The 20,005-nt window shown below is 67.1% G+C and carries 18 protein-coding genes; 7 read left to right on the top strand and 11 right to left on the bottom strand.

Annotated features, from left to right (window positions below; translation table 11 throughout):
* Window positions 1–26: 26 nt before the first annotated feature.
* Together ACQPXM_RS41460 and ACQPXM_RS41455 are read right to left on the bottom strand one after the other, a co-directional pair.
* Complete coding sequence (locus ACQPXM_RS41460; RefSeq protein WP_432951285.1) at window positions 27–245, bottom strand: hypothetical protein; 219 nt, start codon at window positions 243–245, stop codon at window positions 27–29.
* Window positions 246–459: 214 nt separating this feature from the next.
* Window positions 460–2,361: a hypothetical protein gene (locus ACQPXM_RS41455; RefSeq protein ID WP_432951283.1), complete on the bottom strand. Its 1,902-nt coding sequence runs from the start codon at window positions 2,359–2,361 to the stop codon at window positions 460–462.
* Window positions 2,362–3,363: 1,002 nt separating this feature from the next.
* Here ACQPXM_RS41455 and ACQPXM_RS41450 point away from each other — a divergent pair.
* Both ACQPXM_RS41450 and ACQPXM_RS41445 read left to right on the top strand, forming a co-directional pair.
* Window positions 3,364–4,263 carry a ParA family protein gene (locus ACQPXM_RS41450; RefSeq protein WP_432951281.1) on the top strand — a complete coding sequence of 300 codons (900 nt, stop codon included), beginning with the start codon at window positions 3,364–3,366 and terminating at the stop codon, window positions 4,261–4,263.
* A gap of 466 nt (window positions 4,264–4,729) precedes the next feature.
* Window positions 4,730–5,251, top strand: coding sequence for a hypothetical protein (locus ACQPXM_RS41445; protein WP_432951279.1), 522 nt, complete (start codon window positions 4,730–4,732; stop codon window positions 5,249–5,251).
* Between the two features lie 384 nt (window positions 5,252–5,635).
* On the opposite strand, the gene ACQPXM_RS41440 is transcribed toward ACQPXM_RS41445, so the two are convergent.
* Window positions 5,636–6,277 (bottom strand): hypothetical protein, encoded by a 642-nt coding sequence (locus tag ACQPXM_RS41440; RefSeq protein ID WP_432951277.1) that lies wholly within the window; start codon window positions 6,275–6,277, stop codon window positions 5,636–5,638.
* Window positions 6,223–6,747 (bottom strand): hypothetical protein, encoded by a 525-nt coding sequence (locus ACQPXM_RS41435; RefSeq protein WP_432951275.1) that lies wholly within the window; start codon window positions 6,745–6,747, stop codon window positions 6,223–6,225. Before ACQPXM_RS41435 ends, ACQPXM_RS41440 begins: the two co-directional genes overlap by 55 nt.
* Window positions 6,748–7,398: 651 nt before the next feature.
* Here ACQPXM_RS41435 and ACQPXM_RS41430 point away from each other — a divergent pair.
* On the top strand, window positions 7,399–7,686 hold the full coding sequence (locus ACQPXM_RS41430; protein WP_432951273.1) for a hypothetical protein: 288 nt from the start codon (window positions 7,399–7,401) through the stop codon (window positions 7,684–7,686).
* 276 nt (window positions 7,687–7,962) lie between these two features.
* Here the strand turns inward: ACQPXM_RS41430 and ACQPXM_RS41425 are convergent, their stop codons facing one another.
* The 5 genes from ACQPXM_RS41425 to ACQPXM_RS41405 all read right to left on the bottom strand — a co-directional run bounded on the left by ACQPXM_RS41425 (window position 7,963) and on the right by ACQPXM_RS41405 (window position 12,986).
* Window positions 7,963–9,624 carry a hypothetical protein gene (locus ACQPXM_RS41425; RefSeq protein WP_432951271.1) on the bottom strand — a complete coding sequence of 554 codons (1,662 nt, stop codon included), beginning with the start codon at window positions 9,622–9,624 and terminating at the stop codon, window positions 7,963–7,965.
* A gap of 500 nt (window positions 9,625–10,124) precedes the next feature.
* Window positions 10,125–10,592, bottom strand: coding sequence for a hypothetical protein (locus ACQPXM_RS41420; RefSeq protein ID WP_432951269.1), 468 nt, complete (start codon window positions 10,590–10,592; stop codon window positions 10,125–10,127).
* A 1-nt stretch (window position 10,593) separates the two neighbouring features.
* Window positions 10,594–11,148 carry a hypothetical protein gene (locus tag ACQPXM_RS41415; protein ID WP_432951267.1) on the bottom strand — a complete coding sequence of 185 codons (555 nt, stop codon included), beginning with the start codon at window positions 11,146–11,148 and terminating at the stop codon, window positions 10,594–10,596.
* Window positions 11,149–11,530: 382 nt separating this feature from the next.
* Window positions 11,531–12,079, bottom strand: coding sequence for a hypothetical protein (locus ACQPXM_RS41410; RefSeq protein ID WP_432951265.1), 549 nt, complete (start codon window positions 12,077–12,079; stop codon window positions 11,531–11,533).
* A 49-nt stretch (window positions 12,080–12,128) separates the two neighbouring features.
* Complete coding sequence (locus ACQPXM_RS41405; RefSeq protein ID WP_432951263.1) at window positions 12,129–12,986, bottom strand: SAM-dependent methyltransferase; 858 nt, start codon at window positions 12,984–12,986, stop codon at window positions 12,129–12,131.
* Between the two features lie 566 nt (window positions 12,987–13,552).
* On the opposite strand from ACQPXM_RS41405, the gene ACQPXM_RS41400 reads away from it, so the two are divergent.
* Complete coding sequence (locus ACQPXM_RS41400) at window positions 13,553–14,884, top strand: helix-turn-helix domain-containing protein (protein ID WP_432951261.1); 1,332 nt, start codon at window positions 13,553–13,555, stop codon at window positions 14,882–14,884.
* A complete protein-coding gene (locus tag ACQPXM_RS41395; RefSeq protein ID WP_432951259.1) occupies window positions 14,884–15,759 on the top strand; it encodes a phosphotransferase in 876 nt (291 codons plus the stop codon). Before ACQPXM_RS41400 ends, ACQPXM_RS41395 begins: the two co-directional genes overlap by 1 nt.
* Before the next feature lie 221 nt (window positions 15,760–15,980).
* On the opposite strand, the gene ACQPXM_RS41390 is transcribed toward ACQPXM_RS41395, so the two are convergent.
* Complete coding sequence (locus tag ACQPXM_RS41390; RefSeq protein WP_432951257.1) at window positions 15,981–16,391, bottom strand: hypothetical protein; 411 nt, start codon at window positions 16,389–16,391, stop codon at window positions 15,981–15,983.
* Window positions 16,388–16,657, bottom strand: coding sequence for a hypothetical protein (locus tag ACQPXM_RS41385; RefSeq protein WP_432951255.1), 270 nt, complete (start codon window positions 16,655–16,657; stop codon window positions 16,388–16,390). Before ACQPXM_RS41385 ends, ACQPXM_RS41390 begins: the two co-directional genes overlap by 4 nt.
* 1,144 nt (window positions 16,658–17,801) lie before the next feature.
* Between ACQPXM_RS41385 and ACQPXM_RS41380 the strand changes: the two genes are divergently transcribed.
* Together ACQPXM_RS41380 and ACQPXM_RS41375 are read left to right on the top strand one after the other, a co-directional pair.
* The gene (locus ACQPXM_RS41380; RefSeq protein WP_432951253.1) at window positions 17,802–19,157 is read left to right on the top strand and encodes a hypothetical protein; all 1,356 of its coding nucleotides are present in this window, start codon (window positions 17,802–17,804) and stop codon (window positions 19,155–19,157) included.
* A 75-nt stretch (window positions 19,158–19,232) separates the two neighbouring features.
* Window positions 19,233–19,979, top strand: coding sequence for an SDR family NAD(P)-dependent oxidoreductase (locus tag ACQPXM_RS41375; RefSeq protein ID WP_432951251.1), 747 nt, complete (start codon window positions 19,233–19,235; stop codon window positions 19,977–19,979).
* Window positions 19,980–20,005 lie beyond the last annotated feature (26 nt).

Genomic DNA, 20,005 nt, shown 5'->3' with positions numbered 1-20,005 from the left:
TCTCCCAGCCCGCCTACGCCACATCACTAAATCTCTAATCTTTCCTTCCTTCCCTTATCTTTCCTTCCTTCCCTTTGTTTTCCTTCCCTTTGTTTTCCTTCCCTTTGTTTTCCTTCCCTTTGTTTTCCTTCCCTTATCTTTCCTTCCCTGTCTTTCCTTCCCTTCGTCTTTCCTTCCCTTTCTCTAACTCCATTCATGACTACTTCAACACTCACAACAACTTCACTTCTCTGACTCACACCCACCCCCGTCTCTCCTCGTTCAAGACCGACACCTCCGTCCTTGTCGTTGGAGGAGGGAGGTGTCGGTCTTGAACGAGGTTTGCCGCAGGTAGAGACGGGGGTGGGTGTGAGTCAGAGAAGCACCCTAGAAACACTCTAGAAGCACCCTACAGCAGCCCGGGACCTCTGGTCACGGGCTCTTTCAGTTCAGTTTGACGCGTCTAGGCGACGCGTGTTTCTAGGCCGCGAGCATCACCTCGCGGTCGTGCAGCTCGGCTTCGGCCCAGCGTGAGCGCAGGAGTTCCTTTCGGCGGTGCTGGTCCCAGGGCGTGAGGCTGTTGTAGATCTCCTTCCAGACCCGCTTTCTGAGGGTCCGCTCGGCCTCGCTCAGGCTGTGCCACCAGCGGGCACGGCGGAGCCTGTCGGCCGAGGCTCGCTCCAGCTGGCAGCGCTCGCGGCCGGCCGCCCACTCCCCGCAGTACCGGGTCCTGTCAGCGGCCCGGGAGGCGCGGAATTCGGTCCGCTCGGCGGCGTGCTGCCGGCGGCGGCCGCGCCATTCCGCCCAGCCTCGAGCAGGGGCAGCCGGCGCACGGCGAGACAGCCGCAACTCCCACCGGCCCCGGCGGGTGGCTAGCAGTCCGCGGTCTCTCAGTTCATCCATCCGGCAGGTCAGCAACTCGTTCTGCCGGGTGCTCAGTTGACCGTTCTTGGGTTCCTGGTAGCCGGCTGCTCGGCGAAGATCTGTGAGTTCGGACGGGCCTTCGAGGACCGCACTTATCCACAGGCTCAGGCTGCCGGGGGGAAGACCGATCCAGAGGGGGCTGGCCGGGGAGGGGGTGTGACTGCTCGGTGGGGGAGTTAGTGACCCGGTGGCGAAGTTCAGGGCGAGCAGGTTCGGTGCGTAGGTGTTGGCCCCTGCTCCTTGCCCGCGCTCTCGGCTGTAGTCGAACTGGTCGACCAGCACGAGCACGTTGGCGCTGCACAGGCGCCTGAGAGCCGCTCTGCAGGTCTTGCGGTCCAGGCCGGTGTCTTCGGACACCGACCGCTCCGCGGCGGGCACAGCGGCCAACGTGCGGGCAGCGGTGAGGTACTCGCTCACGACGGCCGCAACCTGTTCGCCGCTGTGGCGTTCCCGGGTCGACCAGCTCCCCCAGGCCGAACGGACAGCGCCTGCGACGGGCAGCGTCAGCCAATGCCAGTCGTAACCGTCTGTGAACGTCCTGGGCAGGCGTGGCTGGCTGCCAGGCTCGACCGGAGTGGCAGCCGTGGCTGCCGACCAGACGTAGGTTTCCCACCAGTGGCGGCCTTTGCGGCGGGCGCGGCTGCCAACGACGTGGGTCGGGTCTGCCAGGACCTTCCAGGCCTCCGCGGCGGTGTAGCCGGCGGCTTTGAGCTTGGCGGTCACGATGAGCTCGGCGCCGGACCGGTCGGCCTTGTACGTGGGGCCGGGGCTGCGAAGGCCGTCCCAGAAGGCCGGCGAGAGTGCGATCGGCTCCCCCGCTGACTCGGCTGTGGCGGCGAGCACGGCGAGTGGGCGAGCTCGGCGGGGGGCAGGGACGCCGAGACGGTGGATCCCCCGCCGCTGCAGGTCTGTCAGGAGCTCGGGGAGCTCCGCCGGTAGGGGTACCTGTCCGGCGGCGCGGTGGGGCGCGGACAGCGGGCGGAGCGTGGCCCGCCAGTCAAGCTGGGTGGCCGATAGGCTCCACTCCTGGCGCAGCTCGAGGACAAGGCTCCGAAGTATCGGCAGCAGCTCGCCGACGGCCGCGAGTAGGTGCCAGCGGCCGGGGCCGCCGCCTGAAGGGCGCGAACACCACCAGACTGAGTGGTCGTCGCACCACTGCGCCAGGTGGTAGAGCAGGGCACTGGCAGTCTCGTCGTCGTCCAGGTCGACGTCGACGGCAGCCACGCCAGGTGCCAGCTCGGCGAAGTACGACGCGCCGAGGCCGGCTGCCACGGCCTGCTGGGCGGCTTCGAGGGTTCTCACGGTGGCCACGAAGTCGTTGGCCGAGTCGATCAGGCGTACCGGGGTACGGAACAACAGGCGATCTAGCTCGTTGGCTGCCGACACGTCGGCAGCCAAAGCTTGCGATTTCAGGGTCTCGTGAGAGACTGAAACCGCCGCCCGAGCAGGCGGCAGCACAAGACGGCCCTCCTTCAGGTGGGTCGAACGGTGGAACCGAGCGAGGCAAGGGCTGGTAACTCACACCTCGTTCGGAGACTTCATGTGGGGCGGCTGCCAACGAGCAGCCGCCCCTATGTAGTTGTCAGCCAGTTGCTACCGGCTTGACTCCCTTCTGGCTTCCTCGTGGCTGCCACTGGCTGCCACGGACTGAGTGGGGATGCGAAAGTCCAGGACGTCGGCCGACTGGTCCGCGGAAGCCGACTGCTCCTCCTCGAACCACGTGGGGAGCGCTCCACCCTCTGCGAGATCACGGAGGATGAGTTCGCGCATGTACCACGAGGCTGATCGGTTCATGGCCTGCAGTCGCCTGATGAGCTCAGGCATGACTTGGGGCTCGATACTGGTCGCGACGCGGTGCTTGCCCTTGTCACTGGGGTCGTACTCCGCGAAGGCGCCCGGTGTCGGGCGCCCGGCTGGTCTGCCTCGTCCTGGGCGCATGCCGAGCAGCATTTCAACATTCCAGAACAAAAATCTCGGCGGCGCGCCGATGTTCTGGAACAAAAAAAACGGGGGTCTCTGAGGCTCAGATTGAGGCCGGCGAGGGCCACACATGGCAGCCGCAGAATGCGGCGCAGTGACATCCCGAGGGCACCATGGCTGCCGCCTCGCAGTGCTGCGGCTGCCGGTGCGCGGCCTATGTCCGCCACTATCCTTTTCGTCAACTGCCGACTTATCTCACGGACTATCTTGCGGGACATCTCAGGAGATGTGTCACGAGATATCTTGCGAGAGCTGTTATGCCAGGTGACACGCGCTGGTTAACAGCGGCTGCCGCGCCGTCGCTTCCTGGTTGCCACCCGTTAGGCGTCGCGCAGCGCGCCCCCCGGCTCGCCTCGCGCTCCGACGCCCGAGGCCTCATGTCCTTAGCCCCGGGGCCTGCTGCCCGCTGCGGCATCGTCGCTCACACACGTTCGCCAGCGTGTTGCTGTAGACATCAGCTCACCCGGGCCTCTATACAAGGTGGGTTCACTCATCCGCCGCATTAGGGGATACGCCGCCGTGACCGACCTATCAGCCGCTGCCGGCAGCATCGCGCCGACCAGCCAGCCATCCGTCCCGGTCTCCGAGCTACGTCGGATTGAGCGCCTACGTGCGTGCGGCGTCGAGCTTCCTGACGGGCAACTCGCCGATCTGACACGCCGACTCATTATCGCCATCCACGCGGGCAAGGGCGGGGTGGGCAAGACGACCACCGCCCGCGAGCTCGCTTGGATCTTCGATGCCGTCCAGCTCGATTTCGACTGGGACGAGGGCGGCCTCTCGGGCCTCTGGGGCTACCGGCACGAGACGCGCGTAAACGCTCCGCTGTTGGACGCTCTGGAGACAGGCAAGGTGCCGCGGCCTCTGAAGGGGGATGCCTTCCGGGCGGACCTCGTCCCGGGCCATCCGGACCTGGTCGAGAATCAGCCGTCTGCAGACACCACAGCGTCTCTGCTCGAGAAGTGGGTGCAGCACTGGCAGCGGCCGGTGGTTGTCGACAACCACCCGGGTGGGGGAAGCATGGCGTATGGCGCCATGGCCGCTGCGCAGATAACCGTCATGCCGACGCCGCTGGAGTACCTCGCCTTGAAGGGGCTGGCTGGCACCTTGAGGGAGATGCGCGGCTACAACATCCTCATCGTCCCGACGATCGTTCCGCCGGTTCCTCCTGAGCGCATGATCGCCATGCTGGAGGACATCAGCCAGGAATACGGCGTCCCGGTCGGACCACCGATCTCTGAGGTAAAGGCCATCAAGCGTCGGACGCGGCGGCAGGCGCTCACGTCTATCGAGCCGGTGCCTGTGACATACGCCAATTTTGTCGGCGACATGAAGGCAGTAGCGAAGGAGGTGATCGATCATGCCGGACGCGCAGCCTGAGAGTTCCAGCTCCAACGGCATCGGTGCCCTTCGCAGCCGCCGGCAGAGCCGCGCGACTCGCACGCCTCCGCCGCCCCGGCATCCCGCGCCGGGTTCGCCTGGTGGGGACGCTGTCCGCCTGGATGCCTCCGGCAGCGTCGCAGAGACGCGTCAGCCCGACGAACTTACGCGGGACACGTCCGAGGCAACGACGACAGCACTCCCGGCTGAGACCGACGTGGCGCCTGTGACCGTCCCGCCGATCGTTGAGGCGGCCGACTCGGAGCCTGAGGCTCCCGCAGTCACCCCGGCGTCCACGGATGCGCCCGCCGAGCCGATTGCACCGGCCGAGGCGCAGGCCTCGACGGAGTCCGACGTGGCACAGCCTGCCCCGCCCGTTGTCGTGGAGGTAGTTCGTCCCATCGAGGCGGCACCGGTCGAGGATCGGCCTGCACCTCTGACAGCAAGTCCTGTCAGTGGGTCGGCGGTGGCCGAGGTCGGCACACCCGCTGCGGCCACGCCGACAAGTACGCCCGGCCTGCCGGATCTCCGAATCGACCCCACCGACCCCTCGATGACGATCGTCTCGGCGACGGTCCTGTCCATCCGTGGTCACTTGATGAGGCGTTTCGAACTGGCCCGGCCGACGGCACCGAGCCACACCGTCCTCATTCTCGAAGCGGTCAAGGCGACTGCCCAGGATCTTCCGAGCCTAGTTGCGGCCGCGCGGCCGTCGGCAGCGCCGGGGGACCTCTTTCCAGCGCGTCCGCTGGGATCGGCGGGTTCGTCGGCGGTGACCGATCCGCAGCTCGATCGGCCTGAGCCGCTGCGGATCAGGCCGACGGTTGGCGAGCTGACGATCATTGACGGGCTGGCGGAATGGGTGACGTCAATCCTCAGGGCGAGCACACCGCGCGCTCCCAAGGTGAATCGCTCGGAGCTGGTGTCAGCAGCGCTGGACAGCTATCTGCCACCGCTGAAAGACCTCAGCAAACCGCGGCGCTCCTGAAGCGTCTTCGTCTTGAGACCCGGCCGCGGCATCTGCTGACCGAGGGACCTTCTCACGTCGGCTCACTTGCAGCCGTACGCCCTCGTGGTGCCGTACCCGAAGGCCGGCCTCGACAACGACCTGAGCGATACGGCGTACGCCGAGCTGGGCTGGTAAATCAGGTCTTCTTCATCCCGGTCTGGCCTTATATGACCGGCGGGTCTCTGACCAGGCCGGCCACCGCGCGGCAGCTCGGATCTGAGGGGCTCAATGCCCCGAAGATCCGAAACCGCGCGGCCGAAGGGGCTCGATGCCCCTTCGGCCGCGAAACCGCCACAGTGGCTAAGCAGCCGGGGCCGGGACACTTCGGATGTCCCGACCCCTACAGGTTGGCGGCGGCTCTGGTCAGGCGTCAGCTGGCCTGGACAGGATCACGTCAGCGCGGATGTTGCCTGTGTAGTCCTTTCCGAGCTCGGTGAACTGCGACAGGGCCGGGTCGGTCCAGGGCTTCAGGTCGTCGTCTTCCAAGAGCTGCGCCAGCCCGCGTGCTGTGGCTTCGTCGGGAGCGGCGAGGACCAGTTCGCAGTATCTGGCGCTGTCGGTGAGGTCGTTGGCGTAGAAGACGGTCATTGTCGGTTCGACCGCTGTCGGTGTGGCCCGTTCCTGCTGGTCCTCGTCGGTTTCGCATTCGTCGGCCTCGGGGACGCTCCAGTGTCCGCAGTGGTTGCCGATGTCGTAAAGGTCGTTCTCGTTGGGCTCGATGCGGATCGGTTCGATCGACGGGTCGTGAGGCTGGGTGTAGATGAGGACGTCTCCGTCCCACTCCATGCGGGTGATGTCGTCGTCCGGCGGGGCCATCAGGTGCGCGGCGACCTTCTCGGCTTCGGCCCGGTCGAAGCTCGGCACAAGCGATCCGTTCCAGCGCTTCTTGGGGTCGTAGTAGGCCTGGAAGACCTCGACGCCGTCCTGTGTCACGCGTCCGTAGGTCGTGGTCATGCTGCTGCCGTCTCCGCCTGGCGCGCGTGCCAGGCCGCCCGCGACATCCACTCCCGAAGCGCCGGGGCAGTAATGCGCGGCCGGTTGAGGGCGTGGACACTCGCGATGGTCCGCTTGAGGCCACCCAGGGCGAGCCGGTGAAGCGAGCGGGTGTCGGTGCTGCTGAAGGTCTCGCGGTGCCACACGGTCAGGATGGGGTCTCGGTCGGTGCGCTTCTGACGGCTCCAGATCGTCAGGTCGCCCAGCCAGCCGTCCCCGGCTGCGGTGGTCCGGACGACGTAGCGGTGTGCCAGGTTCTCCGGCTCGTCCGCGTCGGTGGGGTAGTACTCGCGTACGTGGTCGCCCTCGGCGGTCACCACGTACTCGGCATAGGCGGTCGCGGTCGGCATGATCTTGTTGGCCTTGCAGTCCTCGACGAAGCGGGCGAACTCGGGGATGAACTTCTCCGGTGAGGCGCACTCGGCGTAGAACGTGCTGTCCTGGTCGTCGCTGATGATCCGCAAGATCACGGGGTCGCCCATGGGTGGACTCCTGTTCTGCCAGGCGGCGGGGCCGTCAGCCTTCGGCCGACCGTTGTTCGCCCCCTCCTGGCGAACGCAGTGATTACCCGTAGGGGAGTGGAGGTCCACTGACGTTTACCGGGCTGGCGGCACGCGAGTTTCAGCGGAAATAAGGGAGCGTGCGACCGCCGCTGAAAGTCGTGGGACGGCTGGCCGGCGCCGAAGGCGCTCAGTTGACCTCCGCGAGTGTCGGGTCATCATGAAGTCGACAGGAGGGGGAGAACAGCTCTTCAACAGCGCCGACGAAGTCGGCACCTTCGGCCGCAGGCCGCCCTCGTTCCTAACCCGCCAGCCAGTCGCGGGCGTGAGGTGAGGGAAAGATGCGGGGCTCCGCCCCGGACCCCGCCCTCTCTCGGGGAGTCCCGAAGCGCCGGTGGGTCTCCCACCGATCAGGTGGACAGGCCACCACACCGCGCGGCCACCCTCCAAGGGTCGAGCTTCGCTCGATCCCTCCTACGTCGGGCAGACCCTTTCCGGGCGACCACCCGGCGCGGTCCACGGGTGGCACCTGACCGACGGGAGACCCACCTCAAACCACCGCACGATTGCTGCGGCAGCCCTTATCCTCAAGAGATACACAAGCTGCAGGTTGTCGAGTGGGGGAGGGGAGTCATGTCAGATCACTGGGCTAGGCGATGGCAGAAGAACGGGCACGACCGCCTGTACGTCCACGGACCTGACGGCGTGGTGGGCTGGGTGGATCTGGCCACAGGCCAGGTGCACGCCCAGACGCGGAGCTCGTGGTCGACGGCCGCCGACCGCGCGGTCGCGGACTGGAAGCGCAGCCACGTCACCACGACCCCGGCCACCACTTCGACCTCAGCCCCGACGCCGGCCCCGATCGCTTCCAGCCGGCGGGGCGATGGCCTGTTCGGGGCACTTCGCCGCGGCCGAGCGTGACCCTGCTCTGAGCCGCTTCCTCGGTTCTGGGTGTCTCTTCTTCATCTGGCCGTGTTTCTACGACTGGCGGGTCTCCGACCAGGCCGGCCACCACGCGGCAGCTCGGAACTGAGGGGCTCGATGCCCCGAAGATCCGAAACCGCGCGGTCGAAGTGGGCTCGATGCCCCTTCGGCCGCGGTACCGCCACAGCAACCCCCATCGTTGACCGCTCAGCAACGGGATACTGCAGAGGGGCCGGAACACTTCGGATGCCCCGGCCCTCTGGTGTTCAGGTGTTACGCGGCGTCCGTCTCGGCCGGGGTGGCGTCGTCGGCTGGTTCCTCGGCGAGTTCGGGCAGTCCGGCGGCAAGCCGTTCGGTTCCGCAGGCGTCGTATCCCCGGGCGATCAGAAACCGGAGGTAGTTCTTCTGGCCGCAGCCGTCCTTGTTTCGCCAGGACTGGCGGTTCAGGGCCTTCTCGTTGGCCGCCAGGACGACGGTGAGGAGCAGGACCTGGCGGCGCTTGTCGCTGACTTCGTCGGCGAGCTGTTCGAGAGCGGAACGGCGCGGGGCAATCCGCGAGTCACCGGAGTACTGGGCGCTGCTGTCCGCCGCCACGCCGAGCCAGTCGGCCGCCAGCGGGTGACCGTCCTTGAAGCTGTCGCACAGGGCGTACTGCGACACAAGCAGTTCCTTGGTCAGGTACTCCACCGCTCCGGGCGGTGGAGTCATACGCGACACCAGCTCCTTCTTGACGAACGCGCGGCGGCGCGACACGGCAGCGTCCCATTCCTTGTTGCCCTTCATCACGCGGGAGCGGTCGTGGCTGGCGGCCTCTTTGCGTTCGGCTTCGCGCCGCTCGGCTTCCTCGGCCGCTGTCCGATCGGCCTCGGTGAGCTGCCGGACCGGGCCCGGGTGACACTCGATGTGCTGCGTGCACACTGCCACCCCTTCGTAGCGGCCTTCCACGGGCTCGGCACCGTCGCGTTCGTCGGCGGGCAGCATGTCGAGGTCCGAGGTGAGTGTCCCGTCCGGGGCCTTGTAGTACGGCACTTCCTTGACGATGAAGGCGTGGCCGGGGCACTCGGTGTGCTGGTCGACGCTGATGCCGTCGCCGTTCTCGTCCTTCAGCGCCGTGACGTAGCGTGCTTCGTTGTACCGGTCCCAACTGGCGCGAGCCTCGGTCACCGTGAGCCCCTGAGACTCCAGCGCCGCCTTGACCTTCGCCACTGTCGCAGCACGCTTGTCCAGGTCCTTGTAGTGACGGATCAGGGAGTCCAGACCGCCGCCGGTCCGATGCCTGATCAGCAGGCTGCGGACCCGCTCGGGGTCGTCCTCGAACTCGGCGATCTTGGCGGCCGTCAGGATGTCGAGGTCTTCGTGCTCGTCCAGCATGGCGGCTCCGCCTTCGGTCTTGGCGAGCTTCTTCGCTGCCCTGACCTGGGTCTTCTGCATCCGCAGTCCCTCGGCGATGTCGGTCTCGCTCACTCCGAGCAGGCTGAGTTGGTAAGCGGCGTCGGCGTGCTCGCTGTCCTTCATGCCCTGGCGGTACGTGTTCTCCGAGCGCTGGTTGATGATGCGGGCGATCTCCTCGGCTTTGTCGTCGCCCTCCGGGCCGGTCACGATGACCGGTACCAGGTAGTTCTCGGAGATGATCGCGGCCATGGTCCGGCTCTCGCCGTACCGGACACGGGTCTTCCCTTCGGCCGTCGCCATCGCGGGCTCGCCTTCCCCCTCGCGGGTCAGGAACACCGACTGCCCCTCGGCGGTGCGTACGGCGACGATGGGCTGCAGAACCCCGGAGGTTCCGACACTGGCGATCAGGTCGGCGTCAGGCTGGGCCTTACGCACGTTCCTGTCAGTCAGCAGCGTGCGTGCGTCGTGCCACTCCAGCCGCCATTCGGGGACCAGGGCGGCCATCTGCTCCAGATCGGTTGCGGCGTGTACTTCAGCTACCACGTGACTTGCTCCGTTCTGCCAGGGAGCGGGGCCGTCAGCCTTCGGCCGACCGTTGTTCGCCCCCTCCTGGCGACGAAACTTCGGACCCGTAAGCGACTGAGCCACAACCGCCGGCGGCTGCGGGTGCGTGTGGCGCAGCGCAGCGGAGACACCCGCACCGCAGGGCACACGACGGCGGTTGTGGAGCAGGCGTGTCGGGTCAGAATGGAGTGCCAGGAGGGGGAGAACAGCTCTGTTCACAGCGCCGACGAAGTCGGCACCTTCGGCCGCAGGCCGCCATCCCTAACCCGTCGGCCAACCACACAACCCCACCCCCAGCTGGAATCTCCTATCCGGCCAGGGAACTACCGGCATGGCCGGCTTTCATCACGATCGTGACCACCGGGCGGCAGCACCGTGGTTGAGGGCTCGATGCCCGAGAACACGGAAACCGGCGAACTGGGAAAATGGCAGTGTGGCGGCCTCGATATCAGCGGGGCCGCCACACCATCAACCTCAGGTCACCGCGTCCAGTTGCGGCAGTCGCAGCTTGTGTGGCACCGCGTACGGCGGCGCTGCAGCCAGGTAGGGATCCTGCTGGGGCGCTGACCCTTCAGGATTCGCCGGGCCTGGCGCTGGCTCAGGGACCTGCCGAGCGGCAGCCGGACCTGGGCCACGATCAGGTTCGCCACGTCGCGTGAGCTCGTGATCTCCAGCTCCTCACAGGAGGTACCGCGTCGGTCGCCGGGGGTGTCCGTGCCTATGCGGAAGTCGTCGGTGTCGGCCGTGCTGGGGTACTGGTCCCAGCCGAAGCGGCCGGGCCCGGCAACGGCCGAGTACGCCGTGCGGCTCCTGGACTCGTCATCGACCAGGTGCCAGGCGCCCGCGTAGATCGTTGCTTCCCCGTCGCCGGTCTCCGCAACGTAGGCGGACACGCCTTGTTCGTTGATCCGATCAACGACGTCGTCTAGGTAGAGCTCGGTTCCCATCTCAGGCCACCTCGCCCAGCTCGGCTGCCGCGCGGGAGGTGTGCCACGCGATCTGCTGCTTCAGCTCCGTCTCGGCGGCGGCGGTCTCTTCCGGGCGGTTCATCTCCATCAGCTCGATCTGGCGGCGCGTCAGGTAGTACACGGCCCACTTGTGCAGGGTCGCCGTGTCGTCGGACCGGAACGGCATCAGCACCAGGTTCTGCAGCCTGTTCGACCGACGCTTGACCGACTGGCAACGAACCTTGAGGCTGCCGACCCAACCGCCTGGTACCTGCATCACGTTCAAGTCGTAGACGAACGCCGGGGAGCCGGACACGACCGGCTCCGGCTGGTCTGCGGCGTCGATGCGGTCTTGGGGGTTTGCGGCGGTGTAGTTCTCGTAGGCCGTGCCATCTGGTGTGACCTGCTGCTGCTGGCACCAGTCCAGGAACCGCACGATCGGCGGCACTGCCTGTGTCGGCGCGGCGTCGGCGGAGAAGTACTCGCTGCGGTTGGTACGTCGGCTCTCGCCGGTTACTGCCTCGGCTCGGATTTCCAGCGTCGCGGGAACGCGCACGGCAAACCTCCTGCTCCTGCCAGGCAGCGTGGCCGTCAGCTCTGGTTGGCCGACTGTTGTTCGCCCCCTCCTGGCGAGCGGAGTGGCGACCCGTAAGCGGCTGTGGAGCGGCCTCCAGCGGCCGCGTGGACGCAGCGCAGCGGAGAACGCGCGCTCGGGCTGCTGGAGGTTGTGGAGCAGGCGTGTCGGGTCAGAATGGAGTGCCAGGAGGGGGAGAACAAAACGTTCTTTACAGCGCCGACGAAGTCGGCTCGTTCAGGCCGCAGGCGTGCTGATCGTCTCTTGTAACGGCGATCCACGCGAGCGCGCGCAGGTATGAAGAAGCACCCCCCGTACGCCGGCGTACGGGGGATGGTCGAGATGGTCGACCGGGCGGGCGCGATCAGCAGCTCAGCGCCAGACTTGGCCGTGGTCCTGCTATCGGATGGTCGTTGTAGTCGCCGCCGCCGTTTCCGCGGCACTGGGGGCACCACGGCTGCAGCTGGGAATGGCGTGCAAGCGACAGAACGACCCACATGACCGGCCCGGCGTACAGAAGTGCTTCGATCTGCTCGGAGATGAGACCAGCATGCCGGGCGAGACCGAGCAGCCCGATGGTTGCTGCCGCGATGCCGATCCACCCCCACCGGTGCGTCCGGATCCAGTGGACCGTTGTCAGGTTCCGGCGGTACCGCTCGGCGCGGGCCGATCCGTCGAGTGGCATCTCGGCGATACAGCGCTCGCACAGCGGGCCGCGCGCATGCAGCAACAGCGCGAGGCCGGCGTGCAGGACGGTCGTAGTCCAACCGAGCTCGAGCCCGAAGGCGAGCCTGCTGGGTAAACCGACGAGCAGGTCGGCAGCTGTGTAGGCGACCTGCGCAGCGAAGGCGGTCAAGAGGATCCGGGACGCGTGGTGGCCGATCCAGGGACTGACGAAGAGGTCGTAACGCACGTGGTGCTATCCGATCTGAGAGCCCGGGACCTCGGGCTGTGGCTGATGGTCAGGCCTTCTGGCCGATTCCGCCGGCGATGCAGTTCTCGATCCAACTGTTGTCGCGGGCGGTCTGTACTTTGGGCCACCACTGAACGCAGGGAACGACGCCGGGTGGCAGGAGAGCCTGGCCGGGGAACATAGCCTCGATCTCTTCGTGGCTCCGAAACCAGCCAGCTCCTATGGTGCTGGTGGTGAGTGTCTTCTCGATCTGGCGTACGACGCTGCTGGTGGCGTCTTCTGGGTCGAGGAAGTGTGTGATGACGGTGCACGAGCCAGTGGCGAGTGCGTCGACGTAGGTCTGCATCGTTGTCGCGACGTCGGGGGCGGCGCCGGGGTGGTAGTGCAGGACCGCGGTGCAGAAGACCGCGATCGGCGCTGACCAGTCAAGGAACGTGCTGAGCTCGGGCTGCTGCAGCAACTGGGCGGAGTCGAAGATGTCTCCGTCCACCACGAGGACGCGTTCGTTGACCGCCAGGAGCCCGTGTGCGTGGGCTAGGACGCTCGGGACCTGGTCGACGTAGACGACCTTTGTGTGCGGGTTCAGCGACTGGACGACGTCGTGCAGGTTGCCATCTGGTGTGGGCAGGCCGACGCCGAGGTCGATGTACTGGGTGATGCCGAGCTCGGACGTCAGGAAGGCTGCGGCGCCGCGAACGAAGTGCTTGTTCGCGGCCGCGAGGTGGGAGAAATGCGCGGTCGCCTGAGCGAGTCCTTCGTACAGCACTCGGTCGGCGAGGAAGTTGTCTTTGCCACCGCTGGCGAGATTCCAGAGTCGGGCCGTACTCGGCTGGCGCGGGTCGTCGATGCGGGAGCCAGTATCCGCGGCGGCTGACTTCGCCTCCGATGGGCTGGCCTCGTTCGGCATCGTGCGGGCCTCTTCCGTGGGGTGGCGGGCGTGGGGAACTGGGGGAGGAGCCCCCGGCAGCCCGGGGGGAGTCGGGCGAGATCCACTCCACAGGGGGAGAGCAGATAGTGGCCGGGGGCTCCGGTAGGTGGCGGCGGCACCGCTGGATTCAGTCGTCAGATCCGCCCAAGCTGACTCGGCGCCGCCGCCGGCTCAAAGGTCTTCGTCGTGCCAGCGCCGGAACGTGTCGTTGAGCCGCCGCCACCACCGAGCAGCCCGGTGGTTCAGCGAGCGCACGAAGTCGCTCCAGCGCTGACGCATGCATCAGGTGTGGCAGCGGGGCGGGGTGGTCCCGCTTCGAGCCTTCATCTGACCTCCCTCGGATCCGGACGCGTGAGCGCAACGGGGCCGGGTAGCGGCGAGACCACCCGGAAGTAGCGCAGCGACTTCACTGCGTGACCAGCTTTGCTGGAGGCCGACGGGCATGGGAGAGCGATTTACTGGGAGATCTACTGGGAGGATTACTGGGAGATATGGCGCAGCCACGCATTGGATGCTGTGCTGGCATCTGCCTATGGTGGAAGCGCGTGGCGTACGGGGAAGGTCAAGAAGTGGCCGCAAGGAGCGAACGCAACCTCAAGCTGAGGGATGCGCGCCGCGCACTGGGCATGACGCAGGCAGAGCTCGCGGAGCGGGTCTCGCGGCGTCTCAGGTTGGATCCGCCGATCGATGGGAATTACCTGTCGAAACTCGAGCGGGGGATCTACACCTGGCCCACGGAGGCGTACCGCCAGGCGATGAGGGCAGAGCTGGGGGCCGGCTCCGATGCCGAACTCGGCTTCTACAGCAGCCGCTCTGCCCCGGAACAGGACCCGCCCAACGTGGATCGCCGTAGCTTCTTCGCACTCGGACCGGCCGCCGTGGCCGGTGGAATGATCGGTGGCTCGTCGGCCGCGGACTTCCTCGCCAACATCGACTTGCCGGACCAGGCGCCGGCGCTGGTCGGCCGCGCCGACGTCGACCACATCGCCCAGAGCATCAGGGCGTTCAAGGCCTGGGACCGCAGCGTAGGCGGGGAGTTGTCGATCCATGCGGTCGCGGGACAGCTGCGGTGGGCCGCGACGCTGCTGGACGCTCGAGCTACCCAGCCTGGTGTCCGCGATGACCTGCACAGCGCGGTCGGCCATTTGGCGCAGGTGCTGGCATGGATGGTGGTGGACTGCGGGGCGCACGACGTCGCGCATCGATACTTCCGGTTCGCGGTGCACTGCGCGGAGGAGGCCGGAAACCACAGCCTGCGCTCGGTCGTGCTGTCGACCATGTCGCGACACCATTTCCTCCTCGGGCAGTACGACGACGCGCTAAGCACCATTGAGCTTGCGCAGGTTCGCGCCGATCGGCTGCCGGAGGCCGAGCAATCGATGCTCAGCGTCGTGCGGTCACGGCCGCTGGCCAAGCTCGGCCGGCGATCGGATGCCCTTGCAGCGATCGGCACCGCCGAGGACCTGTTCGCCGCCCACGACCCGCGTCGGCATCAGCAGGTCGCGTGGATGGAGTTCTTCGACCAGGCCGAGCTCGCCGGAGACGCGGGCCACAGCCTTGCTGACCTGGCACTGGCGGGCGCGGCGCCCGAACCGGCGCTGGACCAGCTCGGCTACGCCGTGGCCAGCCATACGACCGGCTACAACCGCGCCCGGGCGTTCTGTCATCTCAAGAGCGCTGCACTGTGGATGAATGTCGATCCCGCGGTCGGCGTCCAGCAAGGAGCACAAGCGATCGGCGACGCCGAGTCACTGCGCTCAGGACGGGTCCGCAGCTACATGCGCGACCTTCACAGCGCGGCGGCCCCGCACAAGAAGCGCAGCGACGTCGCCGTACTGCGTCGAGACATCGCCCGGCTGGCTCAAGTGCCGGCGTGATGAGCGAAGTTCCGCACGACGAACTCGAACGTCTTAAGTCGGCTGCTGAACGGGCAGGGATCGAGCTGCGGGAGCCTCAGCTGCTGAGCCTCGGTGACAGCGCCACGATCGCGGTCAACGACGAGGTGATCGCGAAGGTCACCCGCTTCCCTGGACAGCAATCGGTGGCCCACCGCGAGATTGCGGTCTCACGGTGGCTGGCGATCGAAGGAGTGCCTGCGGTGACAGCCGTTGCCGACGCCATTGATGAGGGCTCATACGCCGTGACGTTTTGGCAGCGAGTCCCTGAGCACCGCTCCGGGACGGCGGCCGAGGTCGCTGAATGCCTGGCCCAGCTGCATGCGCTCCCGGTCGACTCGGCACCGGACCTGGAGGATGTTCAGCCGTTCGTGCGGGTCGCCGACCGGATCGACGCGTCCCCGCTCGACGTCGAGGACAAGCAGTTTCTGCACGAGCGCCTGGACGAGCTGCAGGAGCAGTGGCCGCCGCCTGCCGGGCTCGGTACGGCGATCCTGCACGGGGACCCGAACACCGGCAATGTGGTCGCGACACCGGACGGGCAGGTGCTGGTGTGGGATCTCGAGCGGTTCTCGATCGGCCCGCGCGAGTGGGATCTGACGCTGCAGGCGGTCAGCTACGACACCTGCGGCTGGCTCAGCGATGAGGAGTACGACGAGTTCGTCGCCGCGTACGGCCATGACGTCACTGCGACCGAGCACTACCCGATCTTTCGGGACGTTCGTGAGCTGAGGATGACCAGCTGGCTGGCGAACAAGGCCGATCAGGATCCAGCGGTGCGGGCTGAGGCCCAGCGGCGGGTCGCGTGCCTGCGTGGCCGGCACGGGGAGCGGCCTTGGAGCTGGCAGGCGGGATGACCAGGCCGAGACGAGCGCAGCTGCTCGTCCCGGCCTGGCGGAGTCCCTCGGCCTCGGGGGGAGTACCTCGACCGGCCGGACAGGTCCGGCCGGGTTGCGGATCGAGGCTGCCGGAGACTCCGGTCAGGGGAGGCGGGATCGGGAGCTGGCGTTGAGGATGGCGCCAGCTGTTTGGTATCTGGAAGCTGAGGAGGCATCCAGTACGCCGATCCCGCCTCGGTTCATGTGCCCACAGGGCGGATCGTCGCGTTCGTGCGGCTCTCGATGCGCTGCTGCTTAGTCTCGGCAACGGCGACGAGGGCAGCGACATGGTCGAGGCTCGGCACCAGAACGTGCGCGGGGTTGTATCGCTCGATCGCCGCAAGCAAAGCACGGAACATCGATCCGCCGGCGTCGGGCTGGTCGACGTAGATGCTGCCGAGCTGCAGGCGCGCGGCGATGGCGTACTCGCCGAGCCGCGCCCGAACCTCAGCGATCGCCGACTCGTCGAGCAGTTGGGCAGCGTCGATGTAGCCGAGAACGAACGGGCGGGTTGCGTCTTCGCCGACATTGCCGCCGCCGGCATCGTTGGTGCCGGCGGCGATCACGCTAGGGAGCAACGCGGGACCCCGACGCCCATAGATGGTGTTCATGGCAGGCACCTCTGGATTCCGGCGGTGACCAGCTCGCGCCCGGTCGCAGGCTCGGGATCGATCCAGTGGACCTCGGTCTTGCCTCCGTGGCCGTGAACGGCCAGGAGAGCTTCGATGCTGTCCCAGACCGCCGTGCAGGGAGTGTCGGAGATCCACCGGACGGCGACCGAGCCATCGCTGTACTGGACGCCTTCGGCGACGTCGCCGGTGCCGCTGACGTCGGAAACGTCCACATAGCGGTGGAGGTTGAAGCGGCGCACTGTCATGGTTCGGGGTCCGTCCTGTGAGGTGGGCGTGGCCTGCCAGAGCGGTGGCCGCTGGTGCGGCCGTGGAGATCGGGGTCGTCGTCGCGGCGCCAAGTGGACCCCTGGGCCGATGCCGTGAGGCGGACTGTGCCGACGCGCAGGACCAGTCGGATTCCGGACAGCTTCTGCTCGAACGGCAGTGCGCTGTTCAGAATCCGTTCGACAGCGTCGAGCTTGTCCGAGTCGTTCACCGTCGGTACTGGGACGCATCGTGGTCCTTCCCGCCAGGAGTAGCCGCGATCGTCGTCGTCTGGTCGCGGCTACTGACTGCTGTTTTCACCTCGGGGTGTCCTGTCGGAACTCGGCATTGGTGGTTGCAGATGGAGCGGCGCGGCGGGCGCCGAAGTGTGACTCGTGCGCCCGCCGCACCGGCAGGGGACAGGTCCTCGACCAACCGGGGGCCATCCATGGCCGAGGACCTGGCAGGGCAGAGGCGGGGATCGTGCTCAGCGCTGGCGCCGAGGTGGACGATGACGTGATCCCCGCCCCTGGTCTCAGGGCCGGGACGGACCGCCTGGGGTCTCGCCCGGCGGTGCCGCTCTGTGCGGTGTGTTGGTCACTCGGCAGCTGGCAAACTGCCGGCGCATGGCGGCCTCGTATACCGCCGCCTCGACCGGATCCGGCTCAAGGTGGTCGATAATGGCGTGCTTCCCGAACCAGACCTGGATCTGTCGTACGGCCGGCGGAGCAACAACACCGGTACTCATCAGCGCTCCGCAAAGTCGACGCTGATGTCGCGCAGGATCTGGATCCACGCGACGGCCGCGGCTGCGATCAGGCCGTAGAACACGATGGTGTGGAGCATGGTGTCCTCCCCGTTGGTCGACGAGCTGGATTCAGCTCGACTGGCGGTCCGGGTGCGAAGTGTTTGTGGCGCCCCGACTGTCTCCCGGTCATTCGATCTTCGCTGGCAGCCACAGGCGTTCGACAGGACAGTCAACCCCCCTAAAAACCCCTCAGATTGACGCTCCAAGGGGGTCCGCACAGCTCGGCAGGGCGGGTCAACCCCTCTAAATACCCCTCAGATTGACGCTCCGAGGCCGTCCGAGACCACGGAACGTGGTCTAGCGTGAACGGTGAGCGAAATCCTGGGGAGGAGCACGCGATGGCTTCCGACGTAGCAGTGCCGAATGTCCGCCTGACCCGGCTGATTGCCGACCATGGATGGACTCAGGCACGCACGGCAGAGCTCATCAACGCCGCGGTGCAGCAGGCGACTCAACAGCCGGGAAACTACTCTGCGGAGCAGATCCGCCGGCTGGAGCGCGGCGAGGTGACGTGGCCTCACACGGTCTACCGGGCAGCGATCTGTGCAGTCTTCGGGGTCACCGAGGAAGAAGCTGGGCTGCGGTCCAAGCGGATGGTCTCCGCGGCGGTGGCAGACACCGACGAGTCCTACGAGGACCTGCGCAGAGTCGAGTTCATGCGGGGCCTTCGAAGCGCACCCGCGATGGCGGGGCTGCCGCCAGCGCTGCACAACGGATCAGGTCCGGTCTCGGCGCGAGCGGAGATCCCGCTGCGGATCGGGCCGGAAGACGTTCATCAGGTCACGAAGGTCGCTGACGTGTTCCGGGCGGCCGACCATGCTGGTCATCCGCCGTCCGGTGAGGCGATGGCTGCGGAACTGCGGTCCGCCCTCCGTCTGCTCGAGGCCAAAGCCGATCGCGGGACCAAGGTCGCGATGCAGGTCGCCGTTGGCCGGCTGGCGAACGTGATCGGGTGGTCGCAGTTCGATGCCGGCTGCCACGCTGAGGCCGACCAGTACTTCCGGATCGGTCTCTACAACGCCGAAGAGGCCGGTGCGTGGTGGTTGAGAGCCGACGTACTGACTCACATGGCACGGCAGGCGGTCTACCTCGAGCGGGCCGATGACGCGCTGACGCTGATAGGTACGGCGAAGATCCGCGAGGACAGGCTGTCGTCGCTGCGCCGCTCTGCGCTGTGCATCGTGGAGGCGCGGGCGTTCAGCGAGCTCGGTGAAGCGCGCGAAGCGACCCGCTCGGTCGACCGGGCCGTCCAGTTCTTCCAGGAGGTGGACGATCGCGACGATCCGGACTGGGAGATCTACTCCGACTTCTTCTCCGAAGCCCAGCTCAACGGCGACACCGGCCATGGCCTGTGGGCCGTGGCCGCACAGGGACTCGAAACCGCGAACGCGATGGCACGGCTCGAGGCCGCGATCGATAGCTACCCCGACCGCTACGCGAGGTCCCGGCTGTTCTGTATGGCGCGGCTGGCCGCCCTCATGTTGCTGCAGGGCGATCCCGACGAGGGCGTCGCACTGGCGCGGCAGGCTTTGGCCGCTGCGCAGGAGGTCCGATCGATGCGGGTTCGTGACGACCTCGGCAAACTCCACAGCGCCACCGCAGCCAGGCGCGACAGCCATCCAGGTGTCGCCGGCCTGCGCCGCGAGCTTGCGGCCGCTCACCGCGGCAACAACTATGCCGAGATCGTCACCTGACCGGCGACGTGCTGGTCGTCACACTGTCAACCCCTCACCACGATCCGGAGGGATCCGCTCGTAAGATCACGACCCATGGCGCGCACCGTGGTGATCAGCGGCGGAGGATCCGGCATCGGGTTCGCAGCTGCGGAGACATTCGCAGCAGATGGCGACCAGGTCGTCCTCCTCGGCCGGCGCCAGGAGGTGCTGGCTGAGGCCGCCGAGAAGATCCCCGGCGCCGCGTTCTTCCCGGTCGATCTCACTGATCCGCGCGCCACTCGTGCTGCGGCCGACTTCATCTCCCAGCAGTACGGCACCGTCGACGTGATCGTCCACAGTGCCGGTGGGAACGGCGTGCTCGAAACTCCGGTTGAGCATGCCGATCTGCTCGAAGCGATCGCTCACGACTGGACGCTGAACTTTCGGCTCAACACCCTGACGGCGGTGCTGCTGACAGAGGCTCTCAAGGAGCGCCTGGTCGATGGCAGTGGCCGGGTGCTGTTTATCAGCTCGATTGCGGCGTACCGCGGATCCGGCCGAGTCGCCTACGGTGCGGCCAAGGCCGGCCTTCACCCGTACGCCGTCAGGCTCGCCGGTGAACTCGGTCCGCGAGGGATCACGGTCAACGTCGTCGCGCCAGGCCTCATCGATCACACGCCGTTCTTCGGCGAACCGATGACCGACGAACGTCTGCAACGCCGGGTCGAAGAGACCATGACCGGCCGGGTCGGCGTACCGAGCGACGTCGCCTCGACGTTGCACTTCCTGGCATCCCCGGCGGCTGGCCACATCACCTCGCAGGTGATCCAGGTGAACGGCGGAGCCGAGACAAGCCACTGACGGCTTCCGTGAGCCTCACCGGCACC

The organism is Kribbella sp. CA-253562 (assembly GCF_050942265.1).
Classification (GTDB): domain Bacteria; phylum Actinomycetota; class Actinomycetes; order Propionibacteriales; family Kribbellaceae; genus Kribbella.
The sequence above is the reverse complement of the archived record's forward strand: the minus strand, read 5'-3'. Positions and strand labels throughout refer to the sequence as shown.

Bases quoted from the DNA above. Each gene is read 5' to 3' on its own strand.
- ACQPXM_RS41385 (WP_432951255.1), bottom strand. From the start codon at position 16,657: ATGACAGTGCGCCGCTTCAACCTCCACCGCTATGTGGACGTTTCCGAC.
- ACQPXM_RS41380 (WP_432951253.1), top strand. From the start codon at position 17,802: ATGGCTTCCGACGTAGCAGTGCCGAATGTCCGCCTGACCCGGCTGATT.
- ACQPXM_RS41390 (WP_432951257.1), bottom strand. From the start codon at position 16,391: ATGAACACCATCTATGGGCGTCGGGGTCCCGCGTTGCTCCCTAGCGTG.
- ACQPXM_RS41395 (WP_432951259.1), top strand. From the start codon at position 14,884: ATGAGCGAAGTTCCGCACGACGAACTCGAACGTCTTAAGTCGGCTGCT.
- ACQPXM_RS41430 (WP_432951273.1), top strand. From the start codon at position 7,399: ATGTCAGATCACTGGGCTAGGCGATGGCAGAAGAACGGGCACGACCGC.
- ACQPXM_RS41405 (WP_432951263.1), bottom strand. From the start codon at position 12,986: ATGCCGAACGAGGCCAGCCCATCGGAGGCGAAGTCAGCCGCCGCGGAT.
- ACQPXM_RS41435 (WP_432951275.1), bottom strand. From the start codon at position 6,747: ATGGGCGACCCCGTGATCTTGCGGATCATCAGCGACGACCAGGACAGC.
- ACQPXM_RS41420 (WP_432951269.1), bottom strand. From the start codon at position 10,592: ATGGGAACCGAGCTCTACCTAGACGACGTCGTTGATCGGATCAACGAA.
- ACQPXM_RS41375 (WP_432951251.1), top strand. From the start codon at position 19,233: ATGGCGCGCACCGTGGTGATCAGCGGCGGAGGATCCGGCATCGGGTTC.